Genomic DNA, 17,048 nt, shown 5'->3' on the forward strand with positions numbered 1-17,048 from the left:
CAGTAAGAGCAAAGGGGCAAGAGAGAATACCGTATAATATGCAAGAGAAGCACTCAATTTCATAGCCTTGTCATCAGAAAATCCTGCGATAGCGCCCTTCATGATGGTCAGTCCATCTTTGAATCTTTGTTTGCTGAAAAATTTACTCATAGTAGATGATTGAAGTCATAAGTAAGCTAGTAACAGTTACGCTAAATCAAATGTTTACATCCTGATAACTTAAGTTGTTTGGGCTTGCCATTCATTTTGAAATTACTGTGTATCTCTTTTAACGGATGGTTCATATCTTTTTTGGGTCGCTAAAGTATTTATCACGTTTTTTTTCCTTGGTTTCTTCCGGTATTAGTAAGGTTTTTGCTTAACAGGCTAATTTTCGTCTTTTAATCCAATAATCTTTTAGGTTTTACCACTATTTATCATTTTTTTATCTTTTAAAATGCATAAAAACATATTTTTTTATGATAAATATCATGTAATATGAAATATTTTTCCTGTTTTATCCTATATTAGTATTGTAAATGTAATATTAAGTCGTTTGTTGTTGCGATTTAATGGTTTTGCGATGTATGGCCATTAAAATATCAGTTGAAGGTTGGATATAAAATATTGAAGATGAAAGCACCAGTAATAGTAGTTATCGGAAATGGGATGGTCGGATTTAAGTTTTGCGAGAAGATGAGAAACCGAAATAGCGCTTTTGAGATTGTGGTCTTTGGAGAAGAGCCTCGGAGAGCCTATGACCGCGTCCATTTGAGTGAATATTTCAATGGAAAATCCGCCGATGATCTTTCTCTCTCCTCCGCCCGTTGGTACGAGGAAAACAATATTACGCTATATCTGAACGAATCGGTGACAGAGATAGACAGACAGAATAAAATCGTTTATTCTGGTAGCGGGCTAAGCGTCAGCTATGATTATCTCGTACTAGCGACCGGGTCTTCAGCTTTCGTTCCAGATATCCCTGGGGTTGAGAAGGAAGGAGTATTTGTATATAGAACAATAGAAGACCTTGATTTGATCAGGAGTTATACACGGAACGTAAAGGTGGGTGCCGTAATGGGCGGTGGGCTTTTAGGACTTGAGGCCGCCAAAGCGTTAATGGATCTTCATCTTGAGAAAACCCACGTTATCGAGTTCGCCCCGCGTTTAATGCCGAGGCAGATTGATAACGCGGGAAGTGAAATGCTACAGTCTAAGCTGAAGAGCTTCGGACTAGAAATTCATTTAAACAAATCTACCAGTATGATAGAAGGCGAAAGGGCGGTTTCATTACTGAAGTTTGACGATGATACTGAACTTGTTGTCGATATTTTAGTAATATCTGCAGGAATACGCCCCAGAGATGAGTTGGCCAGAAGGTGTGGATTAGAAGTCGGCTTACGCGGAGGTGTTTTGGTAAATGGGAAGATGCAAACAAGCGATCCCCATATTTTCGCTGTAGGCGAGTGCGCTTTGTATGATCACATGATCTATGGTTTGATTGCTCCGGGCTATGAAATGGCGGAAGTCGTGGTCTCCCACCTATGTGGCGGGGATAAGTCGTTCAGGGGTTTCGATATGAGTACCAAGCTCAAATTAATAGGTGTGGACGTAGCAAGTTTTGGTGATCCGTTTATAGCCGAACCGGATTGTCGTACGATAATTTTTGAAGATACGCACAAGGGCACTTATAAGCGTATTAATATCAGCAATGATGGCAGGCTTCTTCTTGGGGGGATTCTAATAGGCGACGCCTCAAGCTATAACATGCTCCTGCAAACTGTAAATAATCGCATGGCCCTGCCTCCGAACCCCGAAGATCTGATCCTGGGGGCGGGTAGGGCAAGTGAGCCCGCCGGGGCAGGGGTTGCTTCGCTCCCGGACGGGGCATTGATTTGCAGCTGCGAGGGGGTAAGCAAAGGTGCGATATGCCACTCAGTGACAGAAGGCGGCTGCGAATCGGTTGATTCTATAAAAAAGTGTACTCAGGCAGGAACCGGATGTGGTGGATGCGTGCCGATGATCAAAGACTTAATGGTGCACACCTTGAAGTCGAATGGGAAGTTTGTTCGAAATGTGATATGTGAACATTTTAATTACAGCCGTCAAGAGCTGTTTGATCTTATCAAAATTCACGAACTAAAAAGCTATGATGATACACTGGATGCAGTAGGGAAAGGTGATGGATGTGAGATATGCAAACCTTTGGTTTCTTCCCTTCTGGCCAGCATCTGGAATGAGATGATACTGAGGAGGGGAAATGATGTTGCCCAGGACAGTAACGACCGCTTTCTGGCCAATATTCAGAAAGGGGGCACCTATTCTGTAGTTCCCCGAATTCCAGGAGGAGAAATCACACCTGATAAGTTAATGGTTATCGCTACTGTGGCGAAAAAGTATGATTTATACACTAAAATAACAGGCGGACAGCGAATCGACATGTTTGGAGCACATCTCAGTGACCTTCCGTCTATCTGGGAGGAGCTTATAGCAGCCGGTTTTGAAAGCGGACATGCATATGGTAAAGGACTGCGGACGGTAAAAAGCTGTGTAGGAAGTACATGGTGCCGGTTCGGATTGCATGACAGCGTTAGTTTTGCCATACGTATCGAAGAGCGTTACCGGGGCCTACGGGCACCTCATAAATTTAAGTCGGCGGTTAGCGGCTGTATCCGCGAATGTGCGGAGGCGCAAAGTAAGGATTTTGGCATCATCGCTACAGAAAAAGGCTGGAACCTTTACGTCTGTGGAAATGGAGGCAGCAAGCCTCAGCACGCCCTTCTCCTGGCAGCCGATGTGGATAGTGATGCTTGTATCCGATATATTGACCGGTTCCTGATGTTTTATATCCAGACGGCTGATCCCTTGACGCGGACTGCCACCTGGCTCAACAAAATGGAGGGCGGAATTGATTACCTCAGGAATGTGATCCTCAACGATAGCTTAAGGATGGCAGAAACATGGGAGATGCAGATGGAAAAGCTTCTTAAAGCATATGAGTGCGAATGGAAACATGCGGTAGAAAACCCCGAAATCAGAAAAAGATTTAATCATTTTGTCAACGCTCCGGGCGAAAAGGATTCCTCAGTCGCCTTTGAAGAAATGCGTACTCAAAAGAAGGCAGCCGAATGGACGGTTGCGTAATTATGCATAAATACATACATATGGAAATAGTTGGAAACTGGTTTGCAGCGTGCAAGGTAGAAGACGCGCTTGAAAATGGCGGCGTGTGCGTGAAGGCAGGAAATGAGCAGGTTGCACTTTTTTATTTTAAACGTCGTAATGAGTGGTATGCAACGCAAAATGAGTGCCCGCATAAAAAGCAGATGGCGCTGAGCCGCGGAATGATTGGAACGACTAACGACGAACCGAAGGTTGCGTGTCCTTTTCACAAAAAAACATTTTCGCTCAGCACAGGCGAATGCTTAAGTGGAGATGAGTGTGCTATCAGGACGTACCCGGTCAAAGTAGAGAACGGGCTTGTTTATATCGGAATCAATAAGGAACAGATTAACGACGCTACGATGAGCCAATAGCTGTTTTGATGCCATCTTGCTTAAAGCCTGGAAGATACGGAGTTTTATAAGGGCGATAATTTTTATACATTTGGCAAAGAAGAACAGGATCAGTTCCCGTGATAGTAGTTAACCTTAACCTAATCTTAGATGACAACAAAAAAATCGATGGCTCTATTGTGCCTTCTCTTCGCTCTTTCTGCGTCAAAAGTTTATTCGCAAACAAATAGTGCATCAGGACCGGCCCTTAAACCTGCGCTATGGGACGGTGTAATCGTTGCCGGGTATGTGGACAATGGAGCATATCTCAATTTTAGTGGCCCGAATATCAAGTACAGTCGGAAGCCGGTTATACTGGCGGTTGGAATGCTGCCGAGTTTAAGAATCAAAGAAGACAAAGTTGCGGAAGGCAGCCCGGCAAATTCCACCATTACGCCGTCACTAGGCTTCGGTCTTACGGCGTCGTATAAGCATCTTGCCGTTCAGATTCCTGTATACTACACGAACAAAACGGCTGCAAAAGATGGCAGGTGGCATCCAGGCTTTGGGCTTGGGTACAAATTCTGAAATGTAAGTCGCTTTGTTATTCTTTAGTAAGAGCCAGCAAGCCGTAAGCGTTGATAATTTGAATTTTTTTCTCCTGGAGTGCAATTAACTGGTCTTGTACCAGTTCGTTCATGGTTCGAAAAACCGTTTCATACGTAGCGCCGGTAAAAGCAGCCAGGTCATTTCTGCTGAGATCTAAGTTGATACAAGCATTTTCGTCAGCTCCAAAAAGCTGGGAGAGCTGGATCAGGGCGCCTGCTAATCTCGATTTTACAGATTTCAGGGCCAGATCCCTCATTCTCCTTTCCGATTCCTGGAGTTCATCAGCAAAGAAAAGTAAGAGACGGTATGCAAATTCATGGTTTACCCGCAGCGTTGCGAGAAAGAAGTCTAGCTCCACGAAGCAGACGACACTGGGTTCAATGGCTGTTGCAGATATAGGAAAAGTTTCAATATTATTGCTGAGGCCCCTGTGCCCAATGACCGCTCCCTGCGTTGCAAATCTGACGATTAGCTCTTTGTTGCCCCACTTTTTATGAATCTTTAATTTTCCACTGTAAACGAAGTAAATGCCGTTTACCGTGTCGCCCTCCCTTATAATGCTCTCCCCTTTCTTTATACTATAGTTTTTACGGTGCCTGTCCAGCGCCGGTTTCCACTCAGGTAAGATGCCCCGGCACATCAGACATTCTTGTAAATCGCAGTTCTTGTTGCAAGTTTTCATGTAAAAGAAGAAAAGAAGATATCAAAGATGTTAATATTTCCGATTTTTCGCAGGCTTTATCAACGTTTTTTACTTTATCCTCCTTAACTTTAATAGATATTCAGACAAAAAGTATGTCTACCGCAATACATCAAATGTGGGTTTATAATGATTGGGCTAACAGACGCCTGTTGGATGCCCTTATCGCAACAGGCAATGACCTTCCGTATAGCTGCCTTCATCTCATCAGTCATATCGTAAATACCCAGGTAGTTTGGTTAAGCAGGATGCAGGGGCTGCCTGTTCAGGTTGGGCCCTGGGACGACCACGGTATCCTGGAATGTAAAGCATTACACGAGCGATCCTCAGCGGGCTTGAGAAGCTGGTTAGAAACCAATGTTGAGGGATTTACTTACAACATAACGTACACCAATACCTCAGGGGTCAGTTATCAAAATAATCTGCAGGACATTTTGCTTCATACATTTAATCATGCAACCTATCACCGGGCCCAGATTGCCATGGAACTTCGAAGAAACGGTTTTGAGCCTCCGGTTACGGATTATATTCACTTTATGAGGGATTAGATGAAATGATCCTGTTTAAAACGACGGTCTGCTAATTAACGCGTCATAAAGAATCTCTACGGTGTGATAAGCCTCACGACCAGATCCATCTTTTATCTGATGTCTGCAGCTTGTCCCGGTTGCCACAATCATTGTTTCCGCAGAAGCTTCCCTGATCGATGGTAATAAAACAAGTTCTGCTATCTCCATCGAAACCTTAAAGTGCTCTTTCTCTAATCCAAAAGAACCTGCCATGCCGCAACACCCGGAGGGGATCACCTCAACCTGGTAGTTCACAGGTAGGGTAAGGCAAGTTACAGTGACGTTCAGTGTGGAGATTGCCTTTTGCTGACAGTGACCATGCAGCTTGATCAGGCGCTCGTCTTTACAAAATATATCGCCGTTTATGCGTTCATTCTCAGCTTCTTTCGCCAGGAACTCATCAATCAGATAAGTGTTTTCTGCCAGCTCAAGGGATTTGTTAAGAAGCATTTCGTCTACCAGGTCCGGATACTCGTCTCTAAATGTAAGTATGGCTGATGGTTCTATTCCAATAAGTGGTGTCTTGTCACTAATGACTCCGCTAAGCAAATTCACATTTTTGTTTGCTATTTGTTTGGCCCGGCGTACAAATCCTTTCGATAGCCACGTGCGGCCGCTTTCAACATGGCTGGTCATCATCACCTCGAATCCCAGTTGTTCCAAAAGAAGGATGGCTTTTATGCCAATAGTCGTGTCATTGTAATTGCTAAATTCATCGAAAAAGAAATAGACCTTCCTCTGAGACTTTTTAGCGGCCCGCCTACGTTTGAGATACCAGCTTTTTAAAGTATAGTGGTAGAGCTTAGGCATGGTTCTCTCTCTGGCAAATCCGGCCAATGATTTCAGGCGTGTGGAGGATAGAAAGTTATACACGGAAGGAAATATGCTGCCGATTTGTGATATCGTGCTGAAGCGCGCAATCAGCCTCGATCTGAGTGGAGATCCATTTGCATCATAATATTGCTGAAGAAATTCGGCCTTCAATTTTGCCATGTCAACGCTTGAAGGACATTCAGATTTACAACCTTTACAGCTGATGCAAAGATCCATTACCTCCAGTATTTCTTTATGATCAAAGCGGTTGATTTTTTCTGAATGCGTCAGGAACTCCCGAAGCACATTGGCTCTGCCTCTTGTGGTATCCTTCTCGTTTCGCGTCGCCATATAAGAAGGGCACATGGTCCCTCCTGAAATAGGAAGTTTCCTGCAATCTCCTGACCCATTGCACTGTTCGGTATGCTGGAGTATGTTTTGGCCCTGGAAACGAAACACCGTTTTGATCTCTGGTTGTATCTTCCCTGGCTCGTAGCGTAACATGGTGTTCATGGGAGGAGTATCGGTGATCTTTCCCGGGTTAAAAATATGGGCAGGGTCCCAGGTGTCTTTCAGCGTCTTAAATAAATGGTAATTTCGGCTACCTACCATATACGGAATAAATTCACCTCTTAACCTGCCGTCGCCATGTTCTCCTGAAAGGGAACCTTTGTATTTCTTAACTAATTCAGCGATGTCTGCGGCAATAGTCTTGAATAACTGGTTGCCGCTTTCTGTTTTCAGATTAATAATAGGCCTTAGGTGTAGCTCGCCCGCACCAGCATGTGCATAGTGAACTGAATACAGATTGTATCTGTTTAAGATTTCGTTGAAATCGCGAATGTAATCTGCCAGATCTTCCAGATCAACCGCCGTATCTTCTATGACGGGCACCGCTTTGTCATCTCCCGGAAGGTTGCTGAGCAGGCCCAGGCCCGCCTTTCTTAATTCCCATACTTTGTTGCAGTCTTCGTTCTCAATCAGAGGGAAATAGTATCCCAGGTTTCGTTGTTGAAGCTGATCTTTTAAGAGGTCAGCAGTCTCAGTAAGTTTTTCCTGATCTTCGCGGATAAACTCAACGATGAGCACTGCTCCGGGATCTCCCTGAATGAAAAAACGGTTTTTACGTTGATTAATGTTGTCTTTAGTGCACTCCAGAATATAATGGTCCATCAGCTCGCAAGCGGTTGGATTAAAGTGCATGGCAATGGTGTTGGCTCTGAGGGCTTCTTCTACCGAGCTGAAATGAACGCAAAGCAATCCCTTTGACCCCACAGGAATAGGGGAGAGGTTCAGTTTAATTTCGCTCGCGAATGCGAGAGTGCCTTCTGAGCCCGCGATAATATCACAGAGATTAATCGTGTCATTTTCTCCCCCGAAAATTCTGGCACGCAATAACAGGTCGATGGCATAACCTGTATTACGGCGTTGAATGCCCGTCTTCGGAAATTCTTTAGAAATCTCTTGCTGGTTAACCGGGTCGGAAAGCAGCTGGTAGGTCATTTGATAAATTCTGGATTCAAGACTGTTTCCCCGACATTTTTCGAGAAACGCTTCTCTGTCTAGACTTGCAAAAACAGCCTCGGAGCCGTCGCTTAGCAACGCCTTAATCTCCAGTAGATGTTCTCTTGTGCTCCCATAGATGATTGAGTTCGCTCCGCAACTATTATTGCCTACCATGCCTCCGATCATAGCCCTGTTGGCAGTAGAGGTTTCGGGGGCGAAGAATAGGCCGAACGGCTTCAGAAATAAGTTCAGAGCATCACGAATGACACCTGGCTGCACGCGTACCCACCGTTCTTCGACGTTCAGTTCAATAATGTTGGTAAAGTGTTTGGAGAGATCGACGATTATACCGTCACCTACCACTTGTCCGGCCAGGGATGTGCCTCCACATCTAAATACCAGGCCGATTTTTCCAGCTGTGGCAAAGGCGATGATTTTCTTGATGTCATTTTGATCCTCTGGAATAGCCACAGCCAATGGCAATTGCCTGTAGGCGGATGCGTCTGTAGCATACAGGATTCTTTGAAGAGGTTCCAGATATAAGTCTCCTTTAAGCTCGTCACGTAAGCATTCCAGTTTCGATATCAGGTTGGCATCTCCTTTATTCATTATTCAAATTTCTAACATTAAATTAGGTAAAATATGTCAGGGCTCATGATCTTTTGTATCAGCTAGGCGGTTTGACCTGTAAGCAATTCGTTACGAACTATGGCTGATGCCTTTCTAAATGGCTTTTTTTAATTGTAGTAGCGTTTTAAAGGGGCGAATTCGCCTCTGGTGTGAATAGCCGGGAACGATTGCACACTTTCAGCATGCTACAACGTTGTTTCGCTTCGCAGTTTTACTTAATATTGCCGGTAATCAGTTAAATAATCCTAATTAAACGCCAATGTCAACGTTTGCACTGCTCACGCTTTCACTTGCCGAACAAGTAAAGCTGCGGCATTTTATAACCAAGCTATGCTGTTTGACAGCTTTGTTCTTCTTTGTGAAAATAGCTTCACTCGCCGCGCAAGACCCCAGATATCCCAAGGAAATTACGGTTGACCAATCGGGGGGCGGGAATTACAAAACGATTCAGGAAGCAGTAAACTCAGTTCGTGACCTCGGACATGAGCGTGTTAAGATACACATCAGGAAAGGGGTATATAAAGAAAAGGTGTGGATCCCCTCCTGGAAAACCAATATTACTCTAATAGGTGAAAGCGCAGAGAGCACTGTTATCACAAACAACGATCATTCCGGCAAACCCGTTGAAGGCGGCAGCGATGCACTCGGCTTATCCAGGCACTCAACATATTCATCCTATACGTTGCTTGTTCAGGGTAATGGTGTCGTCATCGAGAATCTGACCATCGAGAATACGGCTGGGCGTGTGGGCCAAGCCGTCGCACTTCATGTCGAAGGCGACAAAGTAGTTGTCAGGAACTGTCGCCTGCTTGGCAATCAGGATACTTTGTATACCGCTACAGCGAATAGCAGACAATATTATGAAAACTGTTATATAGAGGGGACAACAGACTTTATTTTCGGAGAGGCTACTGCCGTGTTTCAGAGCTGCCACATCAATAGCCTGACCAATTCTTTCATCACTGCGGCAGGAACCAGGCCAGACCAGAAATACGGATACGTCTTTTTTGACTGCAGATTAACAGCTGCTCCCGGTGTCGACAAGGTTTATCTGGGCCGGCCGTGGAGACCCTATGCGAAAACCGTTTTCATCCGTACGGAAATGGGTGCTCATATTGTTCCTGAAGGGTGGAATCCATGGAAAGGCGATCTGATGTTTCCAAACAAAGAAAAGACAACTTTTTACGGCGAATACCAGAGTACTGGTCCCGGTGCCGTGAAACAAGGCCGGGTGAGCTGGGCAAAACAGCTGAAAAAAAGTGAAATGAAGCGGTATACGCTTAAAGAGATTTTTGGAAGCACGGACTGGACAGCGCGCACGTAATCATGCTTAGCCTTGTTTCAACAGGCCTCCCCAGACGGTATACTTTGAATAATGTTAGTACTTAGAGACATGAATGATTTAAACAAATCCATTTTACTTAGTTTTTTTATCTTAAACGGATGGAGCGCGACAGCTCAAACACCTGGAGCAACAAAAAGTATTTCCAAGGTATGGGTTGCAGATCAGGGAAATGGAACCTACAAGAATCCGGTTTTAAATGCCGATTACTCTGACCCGGACGCAGTGAGGGTAGGAGACGACTTTTATATGGTAGCTTCAAGCTTCGATGCTGTTCCTGGACTTCCGATATTGCATTCTAAAGATCTGGTTAACTGGACAATTTTAACTCATGCTTTGAAGCGTCAGCCACCATTTGAGCACTTCGAAAAGACTCAACACGGTAATGGCGTATGGGCTCCTGCAATCCGTTATCACCAAAATGAATTTTACATCTATTATCCAGATCCTGATTTTGGTATTTACCTCACCAAGGCGAAAGATGCTGCCGGTCCATGGTCAGACCCTATTCTGGTAGCTCCCGGAAAAGGACTGATCGATCCTTGTCCTCTCTGGGATGAAGACGGGAAGGTTTATCTGGCCTACGCTTATGCAGGAAGCCGTGCCGGAATAAAGAGTGTACTTGCTATAAAGGAGCTAAATGGGGATGGCACCAAAGCTTTAGATGAAGGTGTCATCGTATATGATGGGCATGAGCTGGATCCAACCGTCGAAGGACCTAAGATGTACAAGCGCAATGGATACTACTATATGTTTGCCCCGGCCGGAGGCGTATCAACTGGCTGGCAACTGGTGCTCAGGTCTAAGAATATTTATGGACCTTATGAGCGTAAGGTTGTTATGGCTCAGGGAAAAACTACGGTAAACGGCCCTCATCAGGGCGCATGGGTAGATACTCAGAAGGGAGAGGATTGGTTCCTGCACTTCCAGGACAAAGATGCTTACGGAAGGGTGGTTCACCTGCAGCCTATGAAGTGGATTAATGATTGGCCCGTTATCGGCGTAGACAAAGACGGCGACGGATCAGGAGATCCGGTTATGAGCTACAAAAAGCCTAACGTCGGTAAATCTTATCCAATCGCCACCCCGGCGGAAAGTGACGAATTCAACGATGTGAAGTTAGGGTTACAGTGGCAATGGCAGGCTAACCCGCAGGCGACCTGGTCTTTTATGGATGTATCAAAGGGAGCCCTCAAACTTTATACGCACCAAATTCCTGAAGGTGCTAAAAACCTTTGGGATGTGCCAAATATCCTGATGCAAAAAACTCCTACAGATGAATTTATGGCGACCACTAAGGTCAGTTTTCATCCAAACGAAAAAATAGAGAATGAGCGGACAGGGCTGGTGGTTATGGGTCAAAGTTATGCGGCTCTTAGTTTGGTCAGCAAAAAAGACGGGCTGTATCTGGTATATGGAGTTTGCGAAAAGGCGAATAAAGGGGCATCTGAGAAAGAAACCGTGCTGACTAAGCTTAAAGATGGTAGCCTTTACTTAAGGGTGAGTATGTCTCCGGGCGCGAAGTGCAGATTTAGTTATAGCACAGACGGAAAATCGTTCAAGCCGGCAGGGCCAGAATTTCAAGCAACTCCTGGCCAGTGGATCGGCGCAAAGCTGGGCCTCTTTGCTACGAGGCAGACGCAGATTAATGACTCAGGGTGGGGCGACTATGACTGGTTTAGGGTCGAGCCGCTTAAATAAAAAGCCAATATTCGTATTAGCCCGTTAATCGACTAATGAACATATGTCTTGGAATAAGCTCTTTCTGGGTATACCGATACTCGCACTAATCCTTTTACAGGGAGCAAATACGCTCCTGGCACAGGAAGAAACCAGAATATTTAAGGTGTTCCAGTTTCCTGCGGACAAGATCCCCGTCGTCGATGGCAAGTCGAAGGACTGGGATCTTGTGCCCGATAGCTATGCCGTTGGCATGGACCAGCTATGGGATGATAGTAAGAAGCACGACACTGCTAATCCGCGCAACCTTGACGTCACTGTGAAGGTTGCATGGGTGAAGGGGTTGAACAGACTTTATTTCTTATATGAAGCATATGATGATTACTGGGATTTTAGTCAGCCCGGCCTTCATAATGACACTTTCGAACTGATAGTAGATGCAGACCAGTCGGGTGGCCCTTTCATTGATCGCTTTCACCCTAATAAGTCATTAGATTCACTGGATGCTTATTTTAGTTTTCATGGAGTACACGCTCAAAATTATCACATCTTTACCCCGGCAGTTGGCAAGGACTGGACATTAGTCTGGGGAAGTCAGCCATGGATAAAAGAGCTTCCCTATGCCAATGCGGCCTATGATTTCAAATTCAATCCAGGTGAAAAAGGAAAGCTTACCCTGGAGTTCTGGATTACACCCTTCGATTATGCCGGTGCCGAGGGGCCATCAAGAGCGGTAGAGTCTGTGCTGACGGAGAATAAAAATATCGGCCTTTGCTGGGCGGTGATTGATTACGACGATGTCAACGCCAAAAGTAACAATGGCTTTTGGAACCTATCGAAGGAGCATATCATGTACGGCAACGCGTCGTATAGTCTGCCTTTTAAACTCATGCCGCTGGAGAGCAGGTTCCGGAAACCTTTGGAAGCAAACTGGTCATTTAAGTTATTGAATGGCCATGAGCGTCGGGTCGCCTTCCAGGACGAGTCATACGGTGAGATCAGCTCATGGAAATGGGACTTCGGCGATCAAACAACCTCCACAGAGCGAAATCCGGTTCATCAATACAAAAACCGCGGAAAATATGTGGTTACCCTCTATATTAAAGGACCAGCAGGCGAAGACCGGCGTGCAAAAGTGTGGGATGTAGTAGTTCGTTAACCTTTTTTACCGTATCCCCCCAAAACCAGCGATCGTAGCCACCGGGAAAATACGGCGCCTGGAGAAAATACCTGTTTTTCATGTTTTGACGAACCAATGCGGCGACTATTCTGTTCGTGATAGAAATTAAGCCGGGGAACCAGCCTGCATCGCAGGACTCCGGTAATGGGAGAACAGACAATGGAAAAATGGAAAATCAACTTCCTGGACTGGCAACGGATCTGGTTTGGGAATGCGCCCATAGAGTTCATGTTAGAGGTGTTTTTCAGGACCTTAATTATCTATGTGATCCTGCTTCTTGTGGTAAGAGCAATGGGGAAACGCATGAGCGGGCAGTTAACTATTACCGAACTTGCAGTTATGCTTAGCCTGGGGGCGATCGTATCCGTTCCGATGCAATTACCCGACAGAGGAATATTGCAGGGCTTGCTTGCCTTCGTTTGCGCATTCAGTTTCTTAAGAGGGGTGAACTATCTTGGCGTGAAGAATGAGAAAATGGAGCATCTTCTACAGGGTAAAATGAGTGTTCTGGTAAGAGGAGGCGTATTGCAAATTGACGAAATGAGGCGATCCGGAGTCTCGCAAGAACAGCTGTTCGCCCAATTGCGAAAGAAGAAAATATCAAACTTAGGTCAGGTAGAGCGCGTTTATCTGGAGGCCTGCGGCTTATTCAGCATTTTCCTTGCTGAAGATCCCAGGCAGGGGCTTTCGGTATATCCGCAGTCAGATCAGGACCTGCGGGCCTCGCAATTAAAATCAAGAGATGGTCAAGTGTGTCTCATTTGCGGTACTGTCATTACCGGAATGGATGAAAATCAACATTGTGAGAATTGCCGGTCTCACAGATGGGGAAAGGACGTCATAATTTCAGATCAGCATGGACAAAGATAAGATTGATATAACAGACTGGCACCGAGTGCTGGTCGGAGAGGTTCCGGGACATTTCTATATCGAGATCGTCTTCCGGATCGCGTTTATCTATCTGGTGCTCATGATCGCGATGCGCCTCATGGGGAAAAAGATGGCTTCTCAGTTGAACAGTAGTGAAATGGCGGCTATGGTGTCTCTAGCGGCAGCTACAGGTATCCCTATTTTGGCTCCGGACAGGGGATTACTGCCTGTTTTAATCATCGCGATTATTGTGGTCGGGATTGAGCGCCTGGTTTCATGGTTATCGGCGAACAATCAACGTGCAGAGAAGTTGTTTCAGGGAGATATAAGCAGCCTGGTGAAAAACGGAGTTTTGCAAATGGATGAGATGAAAAAAACCCGGATTTCACGGGAACGCTTATTTGCTCAGTTGCGATCAGAAGGGGTTGTTAACCTGGGTGCCGTTAAACGCTTATATTTTGAATCGGGCGGAAGCTTTTCCATAGTTGAGGAGGAAGAGCGACGACCCGGCTTGTCGTTAATCCCAGACTGGGACGAAGACTTCTGCAATAGCCGGGAAAACTCCGGAGATGTTCTGCTTTGTCGCGAATGCGGTAACTCCGAAGACAGGAGTTTCGACAAAAACTTGCCCTGCAGCAATTGTGGGGTTACCGATTGGATCGAATGTTAACTACAGGAATATGAATGTAAGCGACTATATTATCCAAAGGATAAAAGATTGGAACACCAACCGGATATTTGGCTATCCGGGGGATGGAATAAACGGTTTATTAGGAGCGCTGAACAGGAACCGCGATGTACGTTTTATTCAGACGCGTCACGAAGAGATGGCCTCTTTTATGGCATGTGCGCATGCAAAGTTCAGTGGCGAAACAGGGGTATGTCTGGCAACATCCGGTCCCGGGGCAATACATCTGCTGAACGGATTATACGATGCAAAATTAGATCATCAACCAGTTGTAGCCCTCATCGGGCAACAGAAGATGACCTCCATGGGCAGCAATTATCAGCAGGAGATCGATCTGATGTCTTTATATAAGGATGTGGCCTCTGCCTACGTGCAGATGGTCACAGACCCCGCCCAGGTACGTCAGGTGATTGACCGGGCTTTCCGGATCGCAAAAGCAGAGCGTACGGTAACTGCAGTGATCGTTCCGAATGATATTCAGGAAGAGACTGCAGTAGACGAGCCACCTCGTGAACATGGGAACGTTTTTACCGGTATTGGGTACCCGAAAGCAAATCTGGTTCCATGGCAGGCCGAGTTGGAACGTGCTGCACAGGTGCTGAATGAAGGTAAGAAAGTTGCGATATTGGTCGGTGCGGGGGCTATATCCGCTGCCGAAGAGGTTAAGGAAATAGCCGAGTTGCTGGGTGCAGGGGTGGCTAAAGCGTTACTTGGTAAAGCTGCCCTGCCAGATGATCTTCCATACGTGACCGGCTCAATAGGCCTTTTGGGTACAAAGGCAAGTTGGGAACTGATGGACGGGTGTGATACCTTGCTGATGATCGGAAGCAGTTTTCCTTATTCGGAATATTTACCTGAACCAGGTGCAGCCAGAGGTGTGCAGATCGACATCGACGGCAAGTTGCTTAGCCTCCGGTATCCCATGGAGGTAAACCTGTTGGGAGATAGCAAAAGTACTTTGCAGGCGCTCATGCCCTTGCTCCGAAAAAAAGAAGACCGGTCCTGGCGGGAGACCATTGAAAAGGAAATTACCTCCTGGTGGGATACCGTCGAACAGCGTTCCTTGCAGGAAGCGGATCCTATCAATCCTCAGCTGCTTCTTCAGAAACTTTCACCCATGCTGCCAGATAAATGCATCATCTCGGCAGACTCGGGTACATCTGCCTTTTGGTTTGCCCGCAATTTGAAAATGAGGGAAGGCATGATGGCGTCACTTTCAGGTACACTTGCAAGTATGTGTCCGGCTATACCATACGCAATTGCAGCCAAGTTTGCTTATCCGGAGAGGGTTCCTATAGCCATAATCGGGGATGGGGCGATGCAGATGCTTGGTATGAACGAACTCATAACGATTGCTAAATATTGGAAAGAGTGGTCAGACCCCAGGTTGATCGTGATCGTTTTAAATAACCGGGACTTAAATATGGTGACCTGGGAACAGCGAATGCTCTCGGGCGAGCCTAAGTTCGATGCCTCACAAGATATCCCCGATGTGCCTTACGCATCCTTCGCTGAACTTCTCGGACTGAAGGGCATCCGGGTGGAGAAGCCCGAACAAATTGATGAAGCGCTAAACAAAGCCTTAACGGCGGAAGTACCGGTTGTTCTGGATGTACTCACCGACCCGAATGTTCCTATCATGCCTCCTCATATCGATATGAAGCAACTGAGTAAGTTCAGCAAGGCGCTGCTGAAAGGGGATCCGGAGCAGCGGGCAATTATCAGACAGACGATCAGAGAAGTGATGCAGGGCGGCAGTACTTTCTAGCATGTAAATTAAATGTCAAACCTCTTCCTTTTGTTGTTAAACCGATCATAAAGTCTTACCCTTGACGAAATCGAGGGCCACAACCCTCAAGTTAATCAAAATACCATGCTAGACTTTGAATTTAAAAACCCTACTAAGATTATTTTTGGAAAAGGTAAGATAAAGAATGTGGCGAAGGAGATTCCTGTCAATTCTAAGGTTTTGATGCTCTATGGTGGGGGAAGCATTAAGAATAATGGTATATATGAACAAGTAAAGGACGCTCTTCGGGAATTTCAATTGCTGGAGTTTGGCGGGATTCCTGCGAATCCAGAATACGAGGTGCTGCTTCAGGCCTTGAAGTTGATCAAAGAAGAGAATATCACTTATTTACTTGCCGTTGGGGGCGGGTCAGTGATAGATGGCACTAAGTTCCTGTCATCGGCTGCTCTTTATGAAGGAAGTAACCCCTGGGATATTTTGACCCAGAGCATTCGTACGGAGAAAGGAATGCCTTTTGGAACGGTCTTAACGATTCCTGCCACCGGATCCGAAATGAACTCAGGGGCGGTGATCACTCGCGCTGAAACGCAGGAAAAACTGGGAATGGGCGGCCCGGGGCTCTTTCCGATGTTTTCGATTCTTGATCCCCAGGTGGTCAGTTCTCTCCCCAAACGTCAGGTGGTTAATGGAATTACAGACGCTTACACGCACGTGCTTGAACAGTATATGACTTATCCGGTGGGTGCTTATCTGCAAGACAGGTTTGCCGAAAGTATTATGCAGACACTGATAGAGATTGGCCCGCGGGTGATTAAAGATCCATCCGACTATGAAGCGGCCTCAAACTTCATGTGGTGCTGTACAATGGCCTTGAACGGCCTGATTCAGAAGGGAGTGCCTACGGACTGGGCTGTTCATGCTATGGGGCACGAGCTGACTGCTTTATTTGGCATTGATCATGCCCGCACGCTGGCGATTGTTGCGCCCAGTCACTACCGTTACCATTTCGAATCTAAGAAAGCCAAACTTGCTCAATATGCGGAGCGTGTTTGGAATGTTAATGAAGGAACGCTTGAGGGGAAGGCAACCCTGGCAATTGAGAAGACGGAAGCGTTTTTCCAGTCTATGGAGATCAAAACGAGGCTGTCTGACTATACAGAAAATTACCAGGGGACTGCTCAGATTATAGCAAAACGGTTTACTGAACGTGGCTGGTTAGGGTTGGGTGAATATAAGAG

The 17,048-nt window shown here is 46.0% G+C and carries 13 protein-coding genes; 11 read left to right on the top strand and 2 right to left on the bottom strand.

All coding sequences use genetic code 11. The features are described from left to right. Positions 1–612: 612 nt before the first annotated feature. The 3 genes from nirB to ACKI5J_RS07595 all read left to right on the top strand — a co-directional run bounded on the left by nirB (position 613) and on the right by ACKI5J_RS07595 (position 4,061). Positions 613–3,123, top strand: coding sequence for a nitrite reductase large subunit NirB (gene nirB, locus ACKI5J_RS07585; protein WP_407428133.1), 2,511 nt, complete (start codon positions 613–615; stop codon positions 3,121–3,123). Between the two features lie 20 nt (positions 3,124–3,143). Continuing rightward, positions 3,144–3,515, top strand: a complete 372-nt coding sequence (gene nirD / locus ACKI5J_RS07590; protein WP_407428135.1) for a nitrite reductase small subunit NirD — start codon at positions 3,144–3,146, stop codon at positions 3,513–3,515. Positions 3,516–3,644: 129 nt separating this feature from the next. Further along, positions 3,645–4,061 (top strand): hypothetical protein, encoded by a 417-nt coding sequence (locus tag ACKI5J_RS07595; RefSeq protein ID WP_407428137.1) that lies wholly within the window; start codon positions 3,645–3,647, stop codon positions 4,059–4,061. Positions 4,062–4,077: 16 nt separating this feature from the next. Here ACKI5J_RS07595 and ACKI5J_RS07600 read toward each other — a convergent pair whose 3' ends face one another. Beyond that, the gene (locus tag ACKI5J_RS07600; protein ID WP_407428139.1) at positions 4,078–4,764 is read right to left on the bottom strand and encodes a Crp/Fnr family transcriptional regulator; all 687 of its coding nucleotides are present in this window, start codon (positions 4,762–4,764) and stop codon (positions 4,078–4,080) included. Positions 4,765–4,877: 113 nt separating this feature from the next. On the opposite strand from ACKI5J_RS07600, the gene ACKI5J_RS07605 reads away from it, so the two are divergent. Further along, the gene (locus ACKI5J_RS07605) at positions 4,878–5,330 is read left to right on the top strand and encodes a DinB family protein (protein WP_407428141.1); all 453 of its coding nucleotides are present in this window, start codon (positions 4,878–4,880) and stop codon (positions 5,328–5,330) included. Positions 5,331–5,345: 15 nt separating this feature from the next. Here ACKI5J_RS07605 and ACKI5J_RS07610 read toward each other — a convergent pair whose 3' ends face one another. Beyond that, on the bottom strand, positions 5,346–8,279 hold the full coding sequence (locus ACKI5J_RS07610) for an FAD-binding and (Fe-S)-binding domain-containing protein (protein ID WP_407428143.1): 2,934 nt from the start codon (positions 8,277–8,279) through the stop codon (positions 5,346–5,348). Between the two features lie 280 nt (positions 8,280–8,559). On the opposite strand from ACKI5J_RS07610, the gene ACKI5J_RS07615 reads away from it, so the two are divergent. The 7 genes from ACKI5J_RS07615 to ACKI5J_RS07645 all read left to right on the top strand — a co-directional run. Beyond that, entirely contained in the window at positions 8,560–9,624 is a 1,065-nt protein-coding gene (locus tag ACKI5J_RS07615) for a pectinesterase family protein (RefSeq protein WP_407428145.1), read from the top strand. A 51-nt stretch (positions 9,625–9,675) separates the two neighbouring features. Then, positions 9,676–11,343, top strand: coding sequence for a glycoside hydrolase 43 family protein (locus ACKI5J_RS07620; protein ID WP_407428147.1), 1,668 nt, complete (start codon positions 9,676–9,678; stop codon positions 11,341–11,343). A 43-nt stretch (positions 11,344–11,386) separates the two neighbouring features. Beyond that, positions 11,387–12,481, top strand: a complete 1,095-nt coding sequence (locus tag ACKI5J_RS07625; protein WP_407428149.1) for a PKD domain-containing protein — start codon at positions 11,387–11,389, stop codon at positions 12,479–12,481. 165 nt (positions 12,482–12,646) lie between these two features. After that, positions 12,647–13,372 carry a DUF421 domain-containing protein gene (locus ACKI5J_RS07630; RefSeq protein ID WP_407428151.1) on the top strand — a complete coding sequence of 242 codons (726 nt, stop codon included), beginning with the start codon at positions 12,647–12,649 and terminating at the stop codon, positions 13,370–13,372. Next, positions 13,359–14,042, top strand: coding sequence for a DUF421 domain-containing protein (locus tag ACKI5J_RS07635; protein ID WP_407428153.1), 684 nt, complete (start codon positions 13,359–13,361; stop codon positions 14,040–14,042). Before ACKI5J_RS07630 ends, ACKI5J_RS07635 begins: the two co-directional genes overlap by 14 nt. Before the next feature lie 10 nt (positions 14,043–14,052). Then, a complete protein-coding gene (locus ACKI5J_RS07640) occupies positions 14,053–15,828 on the top strand; it encodes a thiamine pyrophosphate-requiring protein (RefSeq protein ID WP_407428155.1) in 1,776 nt (591 codons plus the stop codon). 105 nt (positions 15,829–15,933) lie between these two features. Further along, positions 15,934–17,048, top strand: a 1,115-nt coding sequence (locus tag ACKI5J_RS07645; RefSeq protein WP_407428157.1) for an iron-containing alcohol dehydrogenase, incomplete at its 3' end; no start/stop codon positions are given.

The sequence above is a fragment of the Arcticibacter sp. genome (assembly GCF_045629565.1).
Lineage (GTDB): Bacteria > Bacteroidota > Bacteroidia > Sphingobacteriales > Sphingobacteriaceae > Arcticibacter.